This is a genomic window from Pseudarthrobacter sp. efr-133-R2A-89, assembly GCF_030209315.1.
Taxonomy (GTDB): Bacteria; Actinomycetota; Actinomycetes; order Actinomycetales; family Micrococcaceae; genus Arthrobacter.
Genome location: NZ_JARVSE010000002.1, coordinates 247,539 through 264,207, shown reverse-complemented (window position 1 = coordinate 264,207; position 16,669 = coordinate 247,539). Strand labels below are relative to the sequence as shown.

Here is a 16,669-nt window from a genome sequence, read left to right as displayed (position 1 = left end):
CCGTGGCCGTGACTGAAAAACCCGCACCCGGATCCGATCCGGCGGAGCGGCCCCTCATCATGCGCTACGCAGCGCGTTCGGACGTGGGCCGGATCCGCTCCAAGAATGACGACTCCGCCTATGTCGGCCGGCACCTCGCAGTGGTGGCCGATGGCATGGGCGGGCACGCAGGTGGTGACGTCGCCTCCGCCGCCACCGTCCTGGACATGATCCACCTGGACCGGCCCGACTACGGCGACGATGCCGGCACCATCCTGGCCGACGAAATACAGACCGCCAACTCCCTGCTCTCCGAACTGGTGCACATCAATCCCAAGCTCGCGGGAATGGGCACCACCGTGACCGCCCTGCTGCTGGCCGGGGGAAAGCTGCACTTCGCCCACATCGGTGATTCCCGCGCCTACCGGCTCCGCGACGGCGAATTCAAGCAAGTCAGCGTGGACCACACCTTTGTCCAGCGGCTGATCGACGAAGGCCGCCTCCGGCCCGAGGAAGCCGAAACGCACCCGCACAAGAACGTCCTGATGCGTGTCCTGGGTGATGTCGACGCCAGCCCCGAGCTGGATCTGGACACCCTCGAAGCGCGGCAGGGCGACCGCTGGCTGCTGTGCTCGGATGGACTGAACTACGTTGCTGGGCATGCCGTGGAACGGACAATCCGGGAAACCAAGGACCTGCGCGAGTGCGCGGAAACCCTGGTTGACCTGACCCTTGAGGCTGGCTCCCCGGACAACGTCACCGTAGTGGTGCTGGACATCGTTCCGGAAACGCCCGACGACGTCAGCACGGCCGCCGTCGAGATCATCATGCCGCCGCCGGGCACCAAGTCCGCTGCCGCGGCAGCTGCCGGAGGGACCGCCAAGCCTGCAACCCCCGCCGCGGATCAAGCCAGCCAAGCTCCCGCACCGGCGGATAGAGGCACCGGCGACGATGCGAACGGCTCCGCATCCACCGCCCCCGGGGACGGCGACGCCACCGACCCGGACTCAAGTTCCGCCGAGCCCGGCAGCACGGACCCGCACCTGGGCGAACACCTGTCCGCCGAGGTCCTCCGCGAAGAGCTCGCCTCCCGTCCACATGAACTGGTGGGCGCGGCTGCTTCCGCCGCTGAATCCGGGTCCATCCCCACGGTTGCCGGCCGCACCGTGGCCAGGCGCGCAGCGACACTGCTCACCCACAAAGCGGAACCTGCCGGCGACACCGCGGACACCCTTGTTCCGCTTCGTCCACGCCGCTGGATCGCGTGGTCCGTTGCGGCCGCCGTCGTGGTCGTGGTGGCGATCGGCCTCTGGCTGGGATACGCCTGGACGCAAACCCGCTATTACGTGGGCGAGTTTGACTCCCGGGTGGCCATCTACAACGGGGTTTCCCAGCGGCTTGGCCCCATCCAGCTCTCGTCCCTCGAAGCTGTGACTGATATCCGGATGGATTCCCTGCCGCCCTTCTCGCAGCAGCGCGTCCGCCAGACCGTGCCGGCGAACGACCTCTACGACGCCCAGCGGATTGTCAAGAACCTCGAGCTGACGGGCAGCACCTCACCGGAAGAGGAATGCCCCAGGCCGTCCGCGTCCGCGTCGCCGCCCGCACCAACCGACAGTGCGGCTCCCCCGCCGGCATCAGGAGCCCCAGCTCCGGCTCCCGTACCCACACCGACGGCACCGTCACCTTCACCCACACCCACCGTCACCTGCCAGGGGGCCAAATGAGCCAGGTCAATACCGCCCCCAAGCCCCGCCGCAATGTTGAACTCCTCCTGCTGGTGCTGGCGCTGATGGTGGGCATCGGCGCCAACATGCTGGTGGGCGTGGACCAGGAGAAAGCCTTCGACTCCGACTTCTGGTTCCAGTCAAGCCTGCTCGCCGTTGCCGCCTTGGTGTTCCACGGAGTATTGCGGTTCCGGGCAAAATATGCCGATCCTGTAATACTTCCAATCGTTGTTGCCCTCAATGGCTTGGGCCTCGCGATGATCCACCGCCTGGACGCTCCCGGCGAGGACACCGGCAACAACCAGCTCCGGTGGACCCTCATCGCCATGGCGGTGGCCATGGCGGTGGTCTTCTTCCTTAAGGACCACCGCGTCCTGCGACGGTTCACCTTCATCTCCTTGGCTGCCTCGGCCCTGCTGCTGATCCTGCCGCTTGTCCCCGGGATTGGCGCCGGCGAGATCCTTGGCGCGCAGGTGTGGATCAGGGTGGGTTCCATGACCTTCCAGCCGGGCGAGGTAGCCAAAATCACCCTGGCCATATTCTTTGCCGGGTATCTTTCCTCCAACCGCGACCTCATCCTGCTGGCTGGCCGCAAGATCGGCCCCATGCAGTTCCCGCGGTTCAAGGACATGGGACCCATGATCACGGCATGGCTGGTCAGCATCGGCGTACTTGTCTTCCAGCGGGACCTGGGTTCCTCCGTGCTGTTCTTCGGCCTGTTCATCGTGATGATCTACGTAGCCACGAGCAGGATCAGCTGGGTTGTGATCGGGATGGCCCTGCTTCTTGGCGGCGGCTTCATTGCTGCGCAGGTGTTCTCCCACGTCCAGCAGCGCGTCTATGGCTGGCTCAACGCGTTCTCCCCCGATGTCTACGAGAACGGCAGCCGGCAGGTCATTGAGGGGCTGTTCGGCATGGCCAACGGTGGGCTGGTGGGCACCGGCCTTGGCCAAGGGCGGCCGGACCTTGTTCCCTTCGCCAACAGCGACATGATCGTCGCCTCACTGGGCGAGGAGCTTGGCCTGATCGGCCTGTTCGCCGTGGTCCTGCTGTACTTGCTGTTCATCACCCGCGGCTTCCGTGCCGCCCTGGGCACCCGTGATTCATTCGGAAAGCTGCTTGCCTGCGGCCTTTCCTTCGCGATCGCCCTTCAATGCTTCGTGGTCATTGGCGGCGTCACCCGGCTCATTCCCCTGACCGGGCTCACCACACCGTTCCTTGCTGCCGGAGGTTCCTCGCTCTTGGCCAACTGGATCATCGCAGGAATTCTCCTGCTGATTTCGCACGCGGCGCGCGGCCCTGTGGACACAACTCCGCTCCCTCCCACCGGAACGGCGGCGGCAATTGGCATTGATACTCCAACCGAGGCGGTGAAACAGGCATGAACCAGGCGATCCGACACTCCTGGGTAGCCGCAGTGGCTATGTTTGCGCTGATCTTCGGCGCCATCAGCTTCGTGCAGGTGGTGGGGGCCGACGACCTCAAAACCAATCCGTTGAACCAGCGCGCCATTCTCCAGAACTACTGCAACGACCGCGGCGCCATTATCGTGGGCGGGACGCCGGTGGCGGAGTCGGTGGATACCGGTTCGGAGACCTGCAAGTTCCAACGTACCTACGCGCAGCCGGAGCTCTACGCCGGGCTCACAGGATACTTCTCCAAAAACTACGGGGCCACAGGGCTGGAGCAGTCCATGGGCGCCGAACTTGCGGGCAATTCCGACCAGCTCTTCCTGGACCGGGTGGGCCAACTCTTCTTGGGTAACCAGCCCAAGGGCGCGTCGGTGGAGCTCACCATCGACCCCCAGCTCCAGCAGCTCGCCTACAGCCTGATCCCGGACGGCCAGCGCGGTTCGATCGTGGTCACCAACCCCAAGACCGGCGCCATCCTGGCCATGGCATCCAAGCCGTCCTATAACCCGAACCTGGCAGCCACGCAGAACGCCGCCGCGGAAAGCGCCAACATGAACGAACTGGTGAAGGTCCCCGGCATCAACTTGAACCAGAACGTCAGCGGCCCCACCGGCGAACTCCTCGCTCCGGGTTCGGTATTCAAGCTCGTTGATACGGCGGCCGCCCTGGCTTCCGGAAAGTACAACAAAGACAGCGTCCTTCCCAACCCCGCGGAAATGCCGTTCGATGGCATCCAGTACAAACTGCCCAACTATGCCGGCGGCAACTGCTACACCAAGGACACCGCAAGCTTCGCTTTCGCGCTGCAGCAGTCCTGCAATACGCCGTTCGCCAGCATCGCCTTGGACCTTGGCCGCGACGCGATCGCGGCCCAGTACAAGAAGTTCGGGTTCGGCGAGGATGTTGGGGGGCTGCTGAAGCTGGGCCACGCGACCGGAAATGGGTTCCCCGACAACCTGGACAAGCCCGGGCTGGCCCAGTCCGCCATCGGCCAGAAGGACGTCCGGGTCACGCCGCTGCAGGTCAACATGATGACAAACGCCATCGCGAACGGCGGCGTCCAGATGGCGCCGAGCCTGGTCAAGACCCTGCGGTCCCCGGATCTGCGCGTCATTGACGAGCCCCAGCCGGCACAGCTCAGGACGTCCACCACCCCGGAAATCGCCAAGCAAATCACCGACTGGATGACCAGCGTGGTGACTGACGGCATCGCCAAGGGCGCCGCCGTCCCCGGGGTACAGGTCGCGGGCAAGACCGGCACGGCCGAGCTCGGAAACGGAACCAACAATTCGTGGTTCACCGGGTTCGCCCCCGCTGATAACCCGAAAGTCAGCGTCACGATTGTCATGGAAGGCGTAGACATCTACGCGGGAGCAAAGCTGACCAGTCCGAACGCGAAGAAGATTTTTGAGGCGGTGTTGAATAAGTGAGGCCTACAACCGGAATCACCCTCGGCGGCAGATTCCAGCTGACCACGCGGATCGCGATCGGCGGTATGGGCGAAGTCTGGAAAGCCAAAGACCTCGTCCTGGGCCGCATCGTCGCGATCAAGGTGCTGAAGGAGGAATACACGGGCGACCCCGGCTTCCTGCAGCGTTTCCGCGCCGAGGCCCGCCACACGGCCCTGCTGAACCACGTGGGCATCGCCAACGTCTTCGACTACGGCGAAGAAGAGGGTTCCGCCTACCTGGTCATGGAACTGGTCCCGGGCCAGCCGCTGAGCAGCATTATCGAACACGAACAAGTGCTCTCGCCGGACCGTACGCTCTCGATGATCGCCCAGACCGCCCGGGCGTTGGCCGTTGCCCACGCGCAGGGCCTGGTCCACCGCGACGTCAAGCCGGGCAACCTGCTGATCACCCCCGACGGCCGGGTGAAGGTCACCGACTTCGGTATCGCCCGCCTCGCCGACCAGGTTCCCCTGACCCAGACGGGCCAGGTCATGGGGACAGCACAGTACCTGGCGCCGGAACAGGCCACCGGGCAGACGGCTACCGGTTCATCGGACATCTATTCCCTGGGCGTCATCGGCTACGAGTGCCTCACCGGCCACCGGCCTTTCTCCGGTGAATCGCAGATCGCCATCGCCCTGGCCCAGGTTAACGACGCACCGCCCCCGCTCCCGGAGTCCCTGCCCACCCCGGTCCGTGCGCTCCTGATGTCCATGCTGGCCAAGGATCCGAAGAACCGCCCGGCCAACGCCATCAAGCTGGCCGAAGCCGCGGAGGCCATCCGCAACGGCGACATCAACGCAGCGCGCGCCGCCGTGCCGGGCATGCTGCTGTTCGATGCCGAGACCGGACCCATCACCGCCCCGGTGGAAACAGCTACTGCGCCCACCGGCGTGATCGGCGCGGAGCATGATTCCGCTCCCACCGCAACGTCGGCATTGCCGGTCCTGGGCGCCGGCGCCGCCGGCGCTGCGGCGGGGGTTGCTGCAGGCGCAGCGGCGGCCGGCTCGGGCGGACCGCAGGGTCCCCTCGCGCGCGCCAACGCCTTGGCGGCGGAGCGGAACTGGGACCGGGAGGAAGAGACGTACGACGACGGCCCCGCCGACGAGCCGCGGCGCAAGGGCCGCAGTCCCTGGACCTGGCCTTTGGTCGCCTTAATCCTGCTGCTCCTGTTTGCCCTGGTGGGTTTCCTGCTGAACCAGGTGGGCCTCTTCTCGCCGGCCGGCAACCCGACGTCCGGCACCAGCACCAGCGCCAGCGCCAGCAGCAGTCCTTCCCCGTCGGCCACCCCCACCCGCACCACCCAGTCGGCCACACCCACGCAGACCCGCAGCACACCGACGCCCACGCCCACCCAGGACACGGTCAACGTGATCCCCGCGGCCTACCTGGGCAAGGATTACCGACAGGTCCAGGCTTCCCTGGCAGGCCTGGGTCTCCAGGTGACGGTCCTGCCGCAGGAGAGTACCGCCACCCCGGGAACCGTCCTGGAGCTCAACCCCACCGGAACGGTGCCCAAGGGTTCGCTCATTACCGTCATCTACGCCACGGCTCCTAAACCCGCCCCCACCACGGCGGCCCCGACGCCTGCGCCCACCACCTCACCCGTGGCGGGGCCGACGCCCATCTCACCGCTGCCAACCTGTGCGGCCGGCCAAACGCCCGGAACGCCCCCAACCTGCACTCCCTGACCGCCGGGACCACCAGTGAATGAGTCATCACGCACACCGCTGCACCGGGAGGACAACCTGCCGGTGGATAACCGGCGTGTCCTGAGCGGCCGGTACGAGCTCGGCAGCCTCATTGGCCGCGGCGGCATGGCTGATGTCTACCGGGGAACCGATACCCGCCTCGGCAGGACCGTGGCCATCAAGCTGCTGCGCCCTGACATGGCCAGGGACCCCCAGTTCCAGGCACGGTTCAAGCGCGAGGCCCAGGCGGTGGCTGCCTTGAACCACCCCTCCATCGTGGCCATCTTCGATACCGGCGAGCACCTGGTCCACGACGGCTCCGCCGAGGACGTGCGGGTGCCCTACATCGTGATGGAGTTCGTTGAGGGCAAGACCCTGCGCGATATGATCCGCGCCAAGGAAGTGACCATAGATCACGCCATCGATTACTGCCTGGGGGTGCTGGCGGCCCTGGAATACAGCCACAAGGCCGGGATCGTTCACCGGGACATCAAACCGGCCAACGTAATGTACTGCCCGGGAACCAATTCGGTGAAAGTGATGGACTTCGGCATTGCCCGGGCCATTGCTGATTCCTCTGCCACCATGACCCAGACCCAGGCGGTGGTGGGCACGGCGCAGTACCTGTCTCCGGAGCAGGCCAGGGGCGAAACAGTCGACGCCCGCAGCGACCTCTACTCCGCAGCGTGCCTGCTCTACGAAATGCTGACCTCCCGGCCGCCGTTCGTTGGGGACAGCCCGGTATCCGTGGCGTACCAGCACGTTCGGGAAATTGCCGATCCACCCAGCAGCCTGAACCCCGACGTTTCCCCCGCCTTGGATACGGTCATCGCCAAGGCCCTGCAGAAGAACCGCGACGACAGGTTCCAGGATGCCGCAGCTTTCCGGCGAGCCCTGCGGGCTGCGAAGGCCGGTGTGGCCGTGCCGGCCGTGGCGGCTTCAGAGGCGCCCACGGATCCCAACGACCATGTACCGGATGCCCAGCCGCGCACCGAGGCATTCGCGGCGACGGGCGCAAGCTTCCTTGATGATGCTCCCACCGGACGGCTGGCTGCCGCCGGGCTGTACCACGACGACGACCCGGCCGGTCCGCTGGAAGTGGCGGACGCACACACCGCGGCTGAGCCGCTTCCGCTCGGCCTCCCTCCGGAACGCGAGCCCAGCAAACGCCAGAAGTCCCGTCGTCGTGCGTGGATTGCCACCCTGGTGATCTTCACCCTGCTGGTCCTGGCAGGGGCCGGCCTTTGGCTTTATGAAACAGTCAACCGCCCGGCGCCGGTTGCCAAGGTGCAGATACCTTCGGTGGCGGCCATGACGGAGAGCGCCGCGCTGCAGACGCTGTACAACGCGAACCTGCGTCCCAAGATCACCAGGCTGCAGAACGATACCGTTGCCAAGGGAACGGCCATCGGCACCGACCCCACGGCCGGGGCGTCGATGGATCCAGGTGCCGAGGTTGTCCTCAACGTCTCGGACGGGCCCAGCGCGGTGAAGATTCCTGACAGCCTCCCTGGCAAGACCGAGGCTGCCGCACGGGACATCCTTCGCCAGGTGGGCCTGGTGGGCGCTCCATCGACCACCACGGCCAACAGCGCCACGGTTCCGGCCGGAATTGTCATTACGTCGAACCCGGCTCCCGGGCAGAGCGTCGGCGTGGGCACCAGCGTCGAGCTGGTGGTGTCCACGGGCAAGGTGGTGGTTCCTGAACTGCGGGGCCTCTCCCGCGAGGAAGCCGAGGCCGCGCTGAAGGGGATCGGTTTGGTCCCCCTGGTGGTCGAGGTGGAGAACTCCCAGGTGGAACCGGGCAAGGTGACGGATCAAAGCGACCCCGTCAACGCCGCCGTCGAACAGGGAAAGACCATCACGGTGGTGGTTGCCAAGGCTCCCGCCCCGGCGCCGTCTCCGACGCCGACCCCCTCCGACACGCCGACGCCCACGCCGAAGCCCACCAAGAAGGGCTGAACGGCCGCCCGGCGGTCCTGCTAGTGCTGGATGAGGGGGCTTAGCTTCGCCGCACGCGCGGCGGCGCCCGTCATGCCCAGGGACTCAAGCCAGTTGCCAAGCATCTGGTAGCCGCCCTCGGTGAGGACCGATTCGGGATGGAACTGGACTCCGCAAAGCGGTGCGGTCTTGTGCTGCAGTCCCATCACCACCCCGGAAGCGGTTTGTGCCGTGACCTCCAGGACGTCGGGAATGGATTCCCGGACCGCCGCCAGCGAGTGGTAGCGGGTGGCCGTGATGGGGGAGGGGAGGCCCGCGAACACGCTGGTGCCGTTGTGCTCCACCTGCGAGGTCTTGCCGTGCATCAGCTCCGGGGCATGGGTGACGGTGCCGCCGAACCCTTCCGCCAGTGCCTGGTGGCCCAGGCACACACCGAACATCGGAACGCCGTGTTCACCGCACCACTTGATCAGCTCGATGCAGACGCCTGCCTCGGCGGGGTTGCCGGGCCCGGGTGAGATCAGGACGCCGTCCCGGGCGCCGGCGAGTTCGATCGCCTCGGCCAGGGTGACGTCGTCGTTGCGGACCACCGTGGTTTCTGCGCCGAGCTCCTGGAGGTAACCCACCAGGGTGTAGACAAAGCTGTCGTAGTTGTCCACTACGAGGATCTTGGTTGTGGTCATGGCTGGTCTGCTGAACCAATCGTCGAGTCGGTGAATTGGGTGAAGTGGGACATCCAGGGGAACAGGAACTGGACCATCAATACCAGGGCAAGGGCTACCAGTACCAATGAGAAGACAATCCTCAGCCAGAGCGGACCGGGGAGGTGGCGGAAAATCCAGGCGTACATGCTCAGCCCTTCCCTGTGGCGGCTGCAACCTGTGCCGCGATCTCAGCCGGCGGGCCGGCGGATGCCGGACGCCAGCTGTCCAGCAGGGCATAGGCAATGATGCGTTCTTCGGCGCCGAAGCGGGGGTTGCAGCTGGTCATGGTCAGGTAACTTTCCGTGGGTGCCACACCGGGTTGGGTGGGTACCGGTTCCAGGACATCGGTGCGGGACGGCAGCACTATCTGGTTGTTGCGGAAAACGTAAACGTAGAAGCCGTCCCTGGTCTGGACGTAGATCTTGTCGCCCGGAACCAGGGTATGGATATTGTCCAGCACCGCGCCGTGCGTCTGCCGGTGGCCGGCCACCGCGAAGTTGCCCACCGCGCCGGGCATGGCCGTGTTGCTGTAGTGTCCCAGCCCCAAGGTGTCCAGCACATCCTGGCTGGTCCCCTGGACGATTGGACGGGTGTAGGTGGCGCCGAACCGGGGGATGTACATGATGCCGATCGTGCCGGCGTGGCCCGGGGCGGTACCCACCACGGGCTTGCCGAAATCTTCCCCGCCTGCCGGTGGCGCGGCCGGTGCCGTTGCTGCCGGGGACGGCGCGGCGGTGCTGAGGTCCTGGGCAAATTCCTTGATGACCTGGCTCTGCTTGGCGTCGGATTCAACATTTGTCCACCACAGCTGCCACGCCACGAAGAGCAGGAGGATGATGCCTGCGGTGATCAGCAGTTCGCCGATGACCTGGATGGTTCCACGTAGCAAGGAGCCACGGCGGGCGGGCGGGGCCACGGGCCCGGCCTTCTCCTGCAATACCACGCGTTCTCCTCCGGGCGTCCACCCCGGGCACCGGGTGCCCATCAACTGCGGCTAGAATTGGCTGCTAGTAAGAATCCAGATTTGACCAAGATCGCGCAGACCGCTGGCAATTTCCTTCTTGCAGGATATCAAGCCCGGGCCGCCGAGCTTGCCCAGCCCGCCAAGGAGAGCCAGTGCCCGAGTCGAAACCTCGCAAGAAGACCGCCAGCACCGCCCAGCCGGCTTCCACCGAGTCCTACAAGCCCAACCCCGTCTGGTTCAAGCCGGTGATGTTCGGCCTGATGATCATCGGACTCTTCTGGATCATCACGTTCTACATCAGTGAGGGACGTTTTCCGGTCCAGGCGTGGCAGTCCTGGAACATCGTGGCAGGCTTCGGCATTGCCATCGTGGGGTTCCTGATGACCACCCGCTGGCGTTCCTGACGCGTTCGCAACGCTACTTTCGAGGAGGATCAAGCTGTCTCCCGATTCCGCCGGCGTAATCATTGGCGACGACGGCCTGGCCCGGCCCGCGTGGGCATCCACAGATCCGCTGATGCGCGCCTATTACGACCAGGAGTGGGGGCTGCCCGTCACTGACGAACAGGGCCTCTATGAACGTATTTGCCTGGAGGGATTCCAGGCGGGGCTATCGTGGGCCACCATCCTGCGCAAGCGTCCCGGCTTCCGTGCCGCCTTTGCCGGTTTTGATCCCGACGCCGTGGCCTTGTTCGGCGATGCCGACGTGGAACGGCTGATGCGGGACCCGGGCATCGTCAGGAACCGCCTGAAGATCCATGCCGCGGTCAAGAACGCCCGGGCCACCCTGGAGCTTCGGAACGACGGCGGCCTGGTGGACTTTGTCTGGAGTTTCCGCCCGGCGAGCACGCCGCGTCCGCGTGTAGCCTCGGACATCCCCACCCAATCGGCGGAGTCGGTCGCATTGTCCAAGGCTTTGCGGAAACGGGGCTTCTCGTTCGTTGGCCCCACCACCATGTTCGCCCTGATGGAAGCCGTGGGAATAGTGGACACCCACCTCCTGGCGAGCCACCGTCGGGGTTCTTCCGGGATCTGGGCCGAGTAGCGCCGCTTCGGCTGCCCCCAGTTGTGGGCAAGGTTATCCACAGTGTGGATAACCTTGCCGGTATCGTGCATCAGCGTTCTCCTGTGGCGCCCGGCTGCCCGACCGGGCGGAAATTGGCCCGGCAGATGTGGTTATTAACAGTGTGGAATACCTGTGGATAACCAGCGTCCCGGCCGGATCCGCCGCTAGGGGCGGTTGCGCCTGACTGGATGGTGGCTGGTGATGGAAACCCGGTTGAAGGCATTCATGGTCACAGCCACCCAGCTCACCGCGGAGAATTCATCCGCAGTGAGGCTCTGCCTTGCAAAGGCTTCTTCCCTCTCGCGCGATTCCTGGTCGGGCAGTTCCGTAATGCTTTCCACCAACGCCAGCGCAGCCCTTTCCTTGTCCGTAAACAGGGCCGTTTCCCGCCATGCCGGCAGCACCGCGAGCCGCTGGGAACTTTCGCCTGCCTCCGTGGCCTTCCGCACGTGCAGGTCCAGGCAGTAGGCGCAACCGTTGATCTGCGAGATCCGCACGTTGAGGAGCTCCAGCAGGCCGGCGCTCACGCCTGCGGCTTCCGCTGCCTCCTGCACCTTCAGTCCAAGGCCGCTGATCGCCCTCCACAGGGCTGGGTGCTGCTTGTCCAGGTACAGGTGCTCGGTGGCGCTCACGGGAGTCCTTCAGGGTAGAACGGCTGGGCAGGGCTCCATCATAGGCAGAGCCGCAGGCGGGGCCGGCGACGCGGTTATGCACTTAACAACATCCGGATACCCACAAGTTATCCACAACTGTGGGTAACGGCGTGGAAATAACACGCGGTTGGGCGGTCTGGCCTACTCGCACCGCGAATTTGGTGCGGGAAACTACAGGGTTGTTACTTATTAACAGTGTGCATAACGCTGTCGATAAGTGCGGGGATTGCCTCGTACGGGGCGGCCCAGGGGGGCCCGTGGGGGCAGTTATCCACATGTTGGCCCAGGATCGTCTGCTTATCCACTTACACACACCCCTATCCCCACAGGTTATCCACAGGTGTGGACAAATGGACGTTGTCCGGGGACGAAAAGGAAATTGAAGGCCACCCTCCGGGAAACTGCGTCTGAACTACACGCCTGTAAGTTACCAACATTGTGGATAAGGTCTGTGGAAAACACGAATGCCCGGCACCTGTGGTGCCGGGCATTCCGGGTTGCTGGTGGACCGCCGGGAGTTACAGGGCGACCCGCAACCACGTCAGGGCTACAAGCAGGGCCACCACCGCGGCGAGCCCCGCGGCTTGAATGAGGCCCTGCCGGGGTCCCCGCGGGGTGTAGGCGAGGACGGCTGCACAGAGCCCGCCGGTGATCAGTCCGCCCAAGTGGGCCTGCCAGGCGATTTGGGGGACCAGGAAGCCGATGACGCCGTTGATGGCGATCAGCGCCCACAGTTGGCGGGTATCGCCTCCGCGCTGGCGCTGGACCAGCAGCATGGCACCGAAGAGGCCGAAGATCGCTCCGGATGCCCCAACCACCCCAAAGAGTTGTTGGCCGGGAACGTAGAGCGGTGTCAGCAGCAGGTACCCCACGGAACCGCCCAAGGCCGAAACTGCGAACAGCGCCAGGAACCGCAGGCGGCCCAGGATTGGTTCCAGGGCCTGGCCGAAGATCCACAGCGTGTACATGTTAAGCAGGATGTGGAGGAGGTTGTCCGGCGAGTGCAGGAATGCCGAGGTGAGCATCCGCCATGGTTCGAACTCGTTGTACTTCGGTTCTGCGTAGATGTTGGCAAAGGCCAAGGCCCGGTAGACGCCTTCGTTGGGGATGACGAACTGCAGGATCTGGAGGAGCGCGCAGACTGCAATGATGGCAAAGGTCACCCTCGGCCGGCCGGTGGCCACGGCCCCGCCGTAGACCGTCCGGACTTCCGGCGTCGTCCGCCGGGTTTCGTTGACGCAGTCAACGCACTGGAATCCGACGGCGGCCGCCCGCTGGCAGTCCGGGCACGCCGGGCGGCCGCAGCGCTGGCAGCGCACATAGGAGGGCCGGTCCGGGTGCCGCGGGCAGACCGGAACCTGCGCGGACGGCTCAGCCGACGGAATTCCGTAACTCATGCTGTGGTGTTAGAGCTGTTCGATGTCGATGCTGTTGATGGTGACATCCTCAACGGGGCGGTCACCCATGCCGGTGCGGACGCCCTCGATAGCGTCGACCACCTTCTTGGACTCCTCGTCCGCCACCTCACCGAAGATGGTGTGCTTGCCCTGCAGCCAGTCCGTGGGAATGGTGGTGATGAAGAACTGTGAACCGTTCGTGCCTTTGCCCATCTGGATGCCGGCGTTGGCCATGGCGAGCTTGTAGGGCTGGTTGAAGCTCAGTTCCGGGTGGATTTCGTCATCGAAGCGGTAGCCGGGGCCGCCGGTTCCACGGCCCAGGGGATCGCCGGCCTGGACCATGAAGTCCTTGATGATGCGGTGGAAGATGGTTCCGTTGTACAGCGGAGTGCCGGTCTTGTCCTCACCGGTTTCCGGGTGGGTCCAGGCCTGTTCGCCGGTGGCAAGGCCAACGAAGTTTTTGACCGTCTTGGGCGCGTGGTTTCCGAAGAGGTTAACGACGATGTCGCCGAGGCTGGTGTGGATGGTTGCTTTTGCAGTTGCGATGGCAGTCATAAGCCTCATTCTTCCATGTCGCCTATGGGCGGCAACGGCTGCGGCAGCAGTTCCGCGCTGGGTGAAATCGGCCTAAAATCCGCAGAGTGAATAGCCCGGGGTGGTCCGGGCACGTAGGCTAGCGACAGAACCGTCACATTAATCGGGAGGTAGTTGTGAAGAAATCGGATCGTATTGCCCGTGACCTTGAGCAGTCGGTCACCAGTGCGGTGGAAAATGCCAAGGACTGGGCGGCCCCCCGGGTGGAAGCAGCGGTGGACTGGGCTGTTCCGCGGCTCCAGCACAGCCTGGATACCGCATCTCCCAAAATCCAGGAAGGCCTGAAGACCGCAGCGCACAACCTGGCTGACGGTGTTGCCACCGTGACTCCCAGGATCCAGGACGGACTGGCCCAGTTGGCGCCGAAGATCAACGACGTCGTGGAAAACGCATCACCCAAGCTCCACGACGCCCTGGACAAGGCAACGCCGGTGGTCCTGAACGCCCGTGACCGCGTGGTGGTGGACTACCTGCCCAAGCTCTCCGACCAGATCGGCGTGGCTTCGGACGCGGTGCACCGCACCCTTGAAGGCGCACCTGCCCGCGTCGACGCCGTCGCCCAGAAGCTCGGCGACGCGGGAATCGTGCATGCCATCCAGGAGCAGGCACAGGCCACCGGAACGCAGCTCAAGGCCGCCGCAACCGAGGCCGGCCGCACGGTCGGCCTCCAGCTGTCCCAGCCCGAGCCCAAGAAGAAGCGCGGCTGGCTGGTCTTTGGTGTGATTGCCGCGGCAGTGGCCGCCGGCGTTGCCGCCTGGAAGGCTTCCAAGCCCGTGGAGGACCCCTGGAAGACTCCGTCGCCGGTTACCCCCACGCCTGCTCCGGTGCCGGCCACCACCGTCAGCGAGGTCAAGGAGCATGTGGCCGACGCCGCCGGTAAGGCTGCAGATGCCGCAGGTTCCGCAGCGTCCGCCGTCGCGGACAAGGCAGCGGACGCCGCCGAAGCGGTCAAGGACAAGGCTGCGGACGCCGCTGACAAGGCCAAGCATGTGGCCGACGACGCAGCGGAGGAAGCATCCACCGCCGCAACTGATGCCAAGACGGCCACCAAGAACATCGCGTCGAACATCGGCAACGACGGCAAGGGCACCACCGGGGCCTAGTTCTTCACCACGCATAAGGGGCTCCGTTTTTTGAACGGGGCCCCTTTTGTGTGCCCGCGTAAGCTCCGGGCCCGGCCGCGGCAGGACACCGCCCGGATGCTAGATTTGAACTGATGTCAGCCGATCGATCCTCTGGGGATGCCTTGAACGACGCAGCCGAACAGCTCCGCGTGTCCATTGTCATTCCGGCGTACAACGAGGAAAGCGTCATCAGGCAGTGCCTGATCGCTGCCATCTACCAGTCGGTTCCGGCCCACGAGATTATCGTGGTGGACAACCTCTCGAGCGACCGCACGGCCGCGATCGTCAGCCAGATGCAGCTCGAATACCCGGAAAGCCCCATCATCCTGCTCAGCCAGGACCGGGAGCAGGGCCTGATCCCCACCAGGAACTTCGGGCTCAATCACGCCACGGGAGATGTCCTTGGGCGGATTGACGCGGATTCCATCGTAGAACCCGACTGGGTGGAACAAGTCCAGAAGGCCTTTGCAGATCCCGTCGTCCAGGCCGCAACCGGGCCCGTGGTGTATTACGACATGCCGATGCGCCGTTTTGGGCTGAAGGCGGACGACAAGATGCGCCAGCTCATGCTGAAGCTGGCCAAGCACCAGTACCATTTCCTGTTTGGCTCCAACATGGCGCTGCGCGCCAGCGCCTGGGAGACCATCCGGGCCGAGACCTGCCGGGACGAGAAAGACGAGATGCACGAGGACATCGATTTGTCCTTGCACCTGGCCGACCATGAGCTGCCGGTCCGCTACTGGCCGCAGATGGTGTCCGGCATGTCCGCGCGCCGGCTTGAGGACTCTCCGCGGGACTACCGCTACTACGTCACCCGGTTCGACCGGACCTACAAAGCCCACAATGTGCGCAAGATGGCATTGAAGGCCCCCATGGTGGTCTTCTTTTCCGTGTATTTCCCGGCCAAGCTCCTTCGGGCCATCCACACCGTCAACACCGCCCAGCCCGTCCGCCGCGGCGGACAGTAGGGCCCGGCGGCGGCAGGCTTCCTGTCAGTCAGTTCCCAGTTCGGCCAGTGGACGGCCCGACGGCGGTTCCTCCCCGGGCGGCAGCGGCGGCTTCCCTGCCCTTCCGGACCGTTGCCCCAGGACGACGACGGCGAGTCCCGCCAGGATGAGGCCCAGCCCGGCGTAGGTGCCCGCCGGAAGGGTCTCGTGCAGGAAGACGGCAGCCAGCAGCGCGGCCCCGGGAATTTCCAGCAGGATGATCATGGAGACGATGAGGGGGCTCATGGTGGCCAGCAGGTGGTTGAAGGCCGTATGGCCCACCAACTGGGCGCAGACCGTGATGGCAGCGATACCCAGCCACCCTGCCGGCTCGAACCCGGCCAGGGGCTGGCCGGCCACCACGGCCAGCACCGCCACGAGCAGCGCGCACATCCCGTAGCAGAGCGTGGTGTACGTCCCCGTGGTCATGCTCTGCCGGGCCTTGCCGCCGGCGAGCGTGTAGAGCCCCGCCAGGGCGCCACCCGCCATGGCCAGCAGGTCTCCGGTGAGTGCCTGCGGAGAGGTTCCCAAATCGAAGCCGGTAATCGCGACAACGCCGCCGAAGGCAATGCCCAGGCCGGCAAGGACCTGCCAGCGGTGCCGGGTTCCGCGGATGAGTTGGAAGACGGCTATCCAGCCGGACTGCAGGCACACCAGGGCTGTGGCCGCGGCAACGGAGGTCAGTTGCAGCGATGTGATGAAGCAGGCGAAGTGCAGGGCGAGGGCGACGGCGGCCAGCAGGGACCAGCGGAACTCGCGGGCAGTGATGCTGCCGAACTGGCGGGGCTCCCGGATAAGTGTGGGCGCAGCCATGACCACGGAACCGATGGCGTTGCGCCAAAAGGCGATGGCGAGGGCGCTGACGCTGGTGGCACCCAGGGTTGCAGCGATGAGGGGGCCCGACGAGGCGACGCCGAGGACACCCAGGGCCGCGAAGAAGAAGTTCATTGGATACCCCCTGGTGCCGTCCCCGGAGGGAAA

At 65.3% G+C, this 16,669-nt stretch carries 16 protein-coding genes; 9 read left to right on the top strand and 7 right to left on the bottom strand.

The annotated features are described in order from the left end of the window. Nucleotides 1–2: 2 nt before the first annotated feature. From QRM95_RS03945 to pknB, 5 genes are read left to right on the top strand one after another with little or no spacing between them, the layout of a single operon-like run. Nucleotides 3–1,706: a PP2C family protein-serine/threonine phosphatase gene (locus QRM95_RS03945; RefSeq protein WP_502934928.1), complete on the top strand. Its 1,704-nt coding sequence runs from the start codon at nt 3–5 to the stop codon at nt 1,704–1,706. Further along, nucleotides 1,703–3,091, top strand: a complete 1,389-nt coding sequence (locus QRM95_RS03940) for an FtsW/RodA/SpoVE family cell cycle protein (protein ID WP_285246540.1) — start codon at nt 1,703–1,705, stop codon at nt 3,089–3,091. Before QRM95_RS03945 ends, QRM95_RS03940 begins: the two co-directional genes overlap by 4 nt. Then, nucleotides 3,088–4,548 carry a peptidoglycan D,D-transpeptidase FtsI family protein gene (locus tag QRM95_RS03935; RefSeq protein WP_285246539.1) on the top strand — a complete coding sequence of 487 codons (1,461 nt, stop codon included), beginning with the start codon at nt 3,088–3,090 and terminating at the stop codon, nt 4,546–4,548. Before QRM95_RS03940 ends, QRM95_RS03935 begins: the two co-directional genes overlap by 4 nt. Continuing rightward, nucleotides 4,545–6,260, top strand: a complete 1,716-nt coding sequence (locus tag QRM95_RS03930; protein ID WP_285246538.1) for a serine/threonine-protein kinase — start codon at nt 4,545–4,547, stop codon at nt 6,258–6,260. Before QRM95_RS03935 ends, QRM95_RS03930 begins: the two co-directional genes overlap by 4 nt. 15 nt (nt 6,261–6,275) lie before the next feature. Continuing rightward, on the top strand, nt 6,276–8,222 hold the full coding sequence (gene pknB / locus QRM95_RS03925; RefSeq protein ID WP_285246537.1) for a Stk1 family PASTA domain-containing Ser/Thr kinase: 1,947 nt from the start codon (nt 6,276–6,278) through the stop codon (nt 8,220–8,222). A gap of 20 nt (nt 8,223–8,242) precedes the next feature. Here the strand turns inward: pknB and QRM95_RS03920 are convergent, their stop codons facing one another. The 3 genes from QRM95_RS03920 to QRM95_RS03910 are packed head-to-tail and all read right to left on the bottom strand — an operon-like array spanning nt 8,243 to nt 9,848. Continuing rightward, the gene (locus QRM95_RS03920) at nt 8,243–8,884 is read right to left on the bottom strand and encodes an aminodeoxychorismate/anthranilate synthase component II (RefSeq protein WP_285246536.1); all 642 of its coding nucleotides are present in this window, start codon (nt 8,882–8,884) and stop codon (nt 8,243–8,245) included. Further along, nucleotides 8,881–9,051: a hypothetical protein gene (locus QRM95_RS03915; protein WP_018762796.1), complete on the bottom strand. Its 171-nt coding sequence runs from the start codon at nt 9,049–9,051 to the stop codon at nt 8,881–8,883. The genes QRM95_RS03920 and QRM95_RS03915 overlap by 4 nt, the downstream gene beginning before the upstream one ends. A 2-nt stretch (nt 9,052–9,053) precedes the next feature. Continuing rightward, nucleotides 9,054–9,848, bottom strand: coding sequence for a class E sortase (locus QRM95_RS03910; protein ID WP_285246535.1), 795 nt, complete (start codon nt 9,846–9,848; stop codon nt 9,054–9,056). Between the two features lie 173 nt (nt 9,849–10,021). Between QRM95_RS03910 and QRM95_RS03905 the strand changes: the two genes are divergently transcribed. Together QRM95_RS03905 and QRM95_RS03900 are read left to right on the top strand one after the other, a co-directional pair. Next, a complete protein-coding gene (locus QRM95_RS03905) occupies nt 10,022–10,273 on the top strand; it encodes a cell division protein CrgA (protein ID WP_285246534.1) in 252 nt (83 codons plus the stop codon). A 34-nt stretch (nt 10,274–10,307) separates the two neighbouring features. Further along, nucleotides 10,308–10,913: a DNA-3-methyladenine glycosylase I gene (locus QRM95_RS03900; RefSeq protein WP_285246933.1), complete on the top strand. Its 606-nt coding sequence runs from the start codon at nt 10,308–10,310 to the stop codon at nt 10,911–10,913. Nucleotides 10,914–11,098: 185 nt separating this feature from the next. Here QRM95_RS03900 and QRM95_RS03895 read toward each other — a convergent pair whose 3' ends face one another. From QRM95_RS03895 to QRM95_RS03885, 3 genes are all read right to left on the bottom strand, one after another. Further along, on the bottom strand, nt 11,099–11,566 hold the full coding sequence (locus tag QRM95_RS03895) for a carboxymuconolactone decarboxylase family protein (protein WP_285246533.1): 468 nt from the start codon (nt 11,564–11,566) through the stop codon (nt 11,099–11,101). A 539-nt stretch (nt 11,567–12,105) separates the two neighbouring features. Next, nucleotides 12,106–12,984 carry a rhomboid family intramembrane serine protease gene (locus tag QRM95_RS03890; protein ID WP_285246532.1) on the bottom strand — a complete coding sequence of 293 codons (879 nt, stop codon included), beginning with the start codon at nt 12,982–12,984 and terminating at the stop codon, nt 12,106–12,108. A gap of 9 nt (nt 12,985–12,993) precedes the next feature. Continuing rightward, a complete protein-coding gene (locus tag QRM95_RS03885; protein ID WP_018762802.1) occupies nt 12,994–13,539 on the bottom strand; it encodes a peptidylprolyl isomerase in 546 nt (181 codons plus the stop codon). Nucleotides 13,540–13,694: 155 nt separating this feature from the next. Here QRM95_RS03885 and QRM95_RS03880 point away from each other — a divergent pair, with 155 nt between their 5' ends. Further along, on the top strand, nt 13,695–14,681 hold the full coding sequence (locus tag QRM95_RS03880; protein ID WP_285246531.1) for a hypothetical protein: 987 nt from the start codon (nt 13,695–13,697) through the stop codon (nt 14,679–14,681). 113 nt (nt 14,682–14,794) lie between these two features. After that, nucleotides 14,795–15,670 (top strand): glycosyltransferase family 2 protein, encoded by an 876-nt coding sequence (locus QRM95_RS03875; protein ID WP_285246530.1) that lies wholly within the window; start codon nt 14,795–14,797, stop codon nt 15,668–15,670. 24 nt (nt 15,671–15,694) lie between these two features. On the opposite strand, the gene QRM95_RS03870 is transcribed toward QRM95_RS03875, so the two are convergent. Next, entirely contained in the window at nt 15,695–16,636 is a 942-nt protein-coding gene (locus QRM95_RS03870) for a DMT family transporter (protein ID WP_285246529.1), read from the bottom strand. Between the last annotated feature and the right edge of the window lie 33 nt (nt 16,637–16,669).

What these genes read in the sequence shown, in the direction of transcription:
- QRM95_RS03940 (WP_285246540.1), top strand. Translation starts at nt 1,703, where the DNA reads ATGAGCCAGGTCAATACCGCCCCCAAGCCCCGCCGCAATGTTGAACTC.
- QRM95_RS03935 (WP_285246539.1), top strand. Translation starts at nt 3,088, where the DNA reads ATGAACCAGGCGATCCGACACTCCTGGGTAGCCGCAGTGGCTATGTTT.
- QRM95_RS03920 (WP_285246536.1), bottom strand. Translation starts at nt 8,884, where the DNA reads ATGACCACAACCAAGATCCTCGTAGTGGACAACTACGACAGCTTTGTC.
- QRM95_RS03915 (WP_018762796.1), bottom strand. Translation starts at nt 9,051, where the DNA reads ATGTACGCCTGGATTTTCCGCCACCTCCCCGGTCCGCTCTGGCTGAGG.
- QRM95_RS03890 (WP_285246532.1), bottom strand. Translation starts at nt 12,984, where the DNA reads ATGAGTTACGGAATTCCGTCGGCTGAGCCGTCCGCGCAGGTTCCGGTC.
- QRM95_RS03885 (WP_018762802.1), bottom strand. Translation starts at nt 13,539, where the DNA reads ATGACTGCCATCGCAACTGCAAAAGCAACCATCCACACCAGCCTCGGC.
- QRM95_RS03875 (WP_285246530.1), top strand. Translation starts at nt 14,795, where the DNA reads ATGTCAGCCGATCGATCCTCTGGGGATGCCTTGAACGACGCAGCCGAA.
- QRM95_RS03870 (WP_285246529.1), bottom strand. Translation starts at nt 16,636, where the DNA reads ATGAACTTCTTCTTCGCGGCCCTGGGTGTCCTCGGCGTCGCCTCGTCG.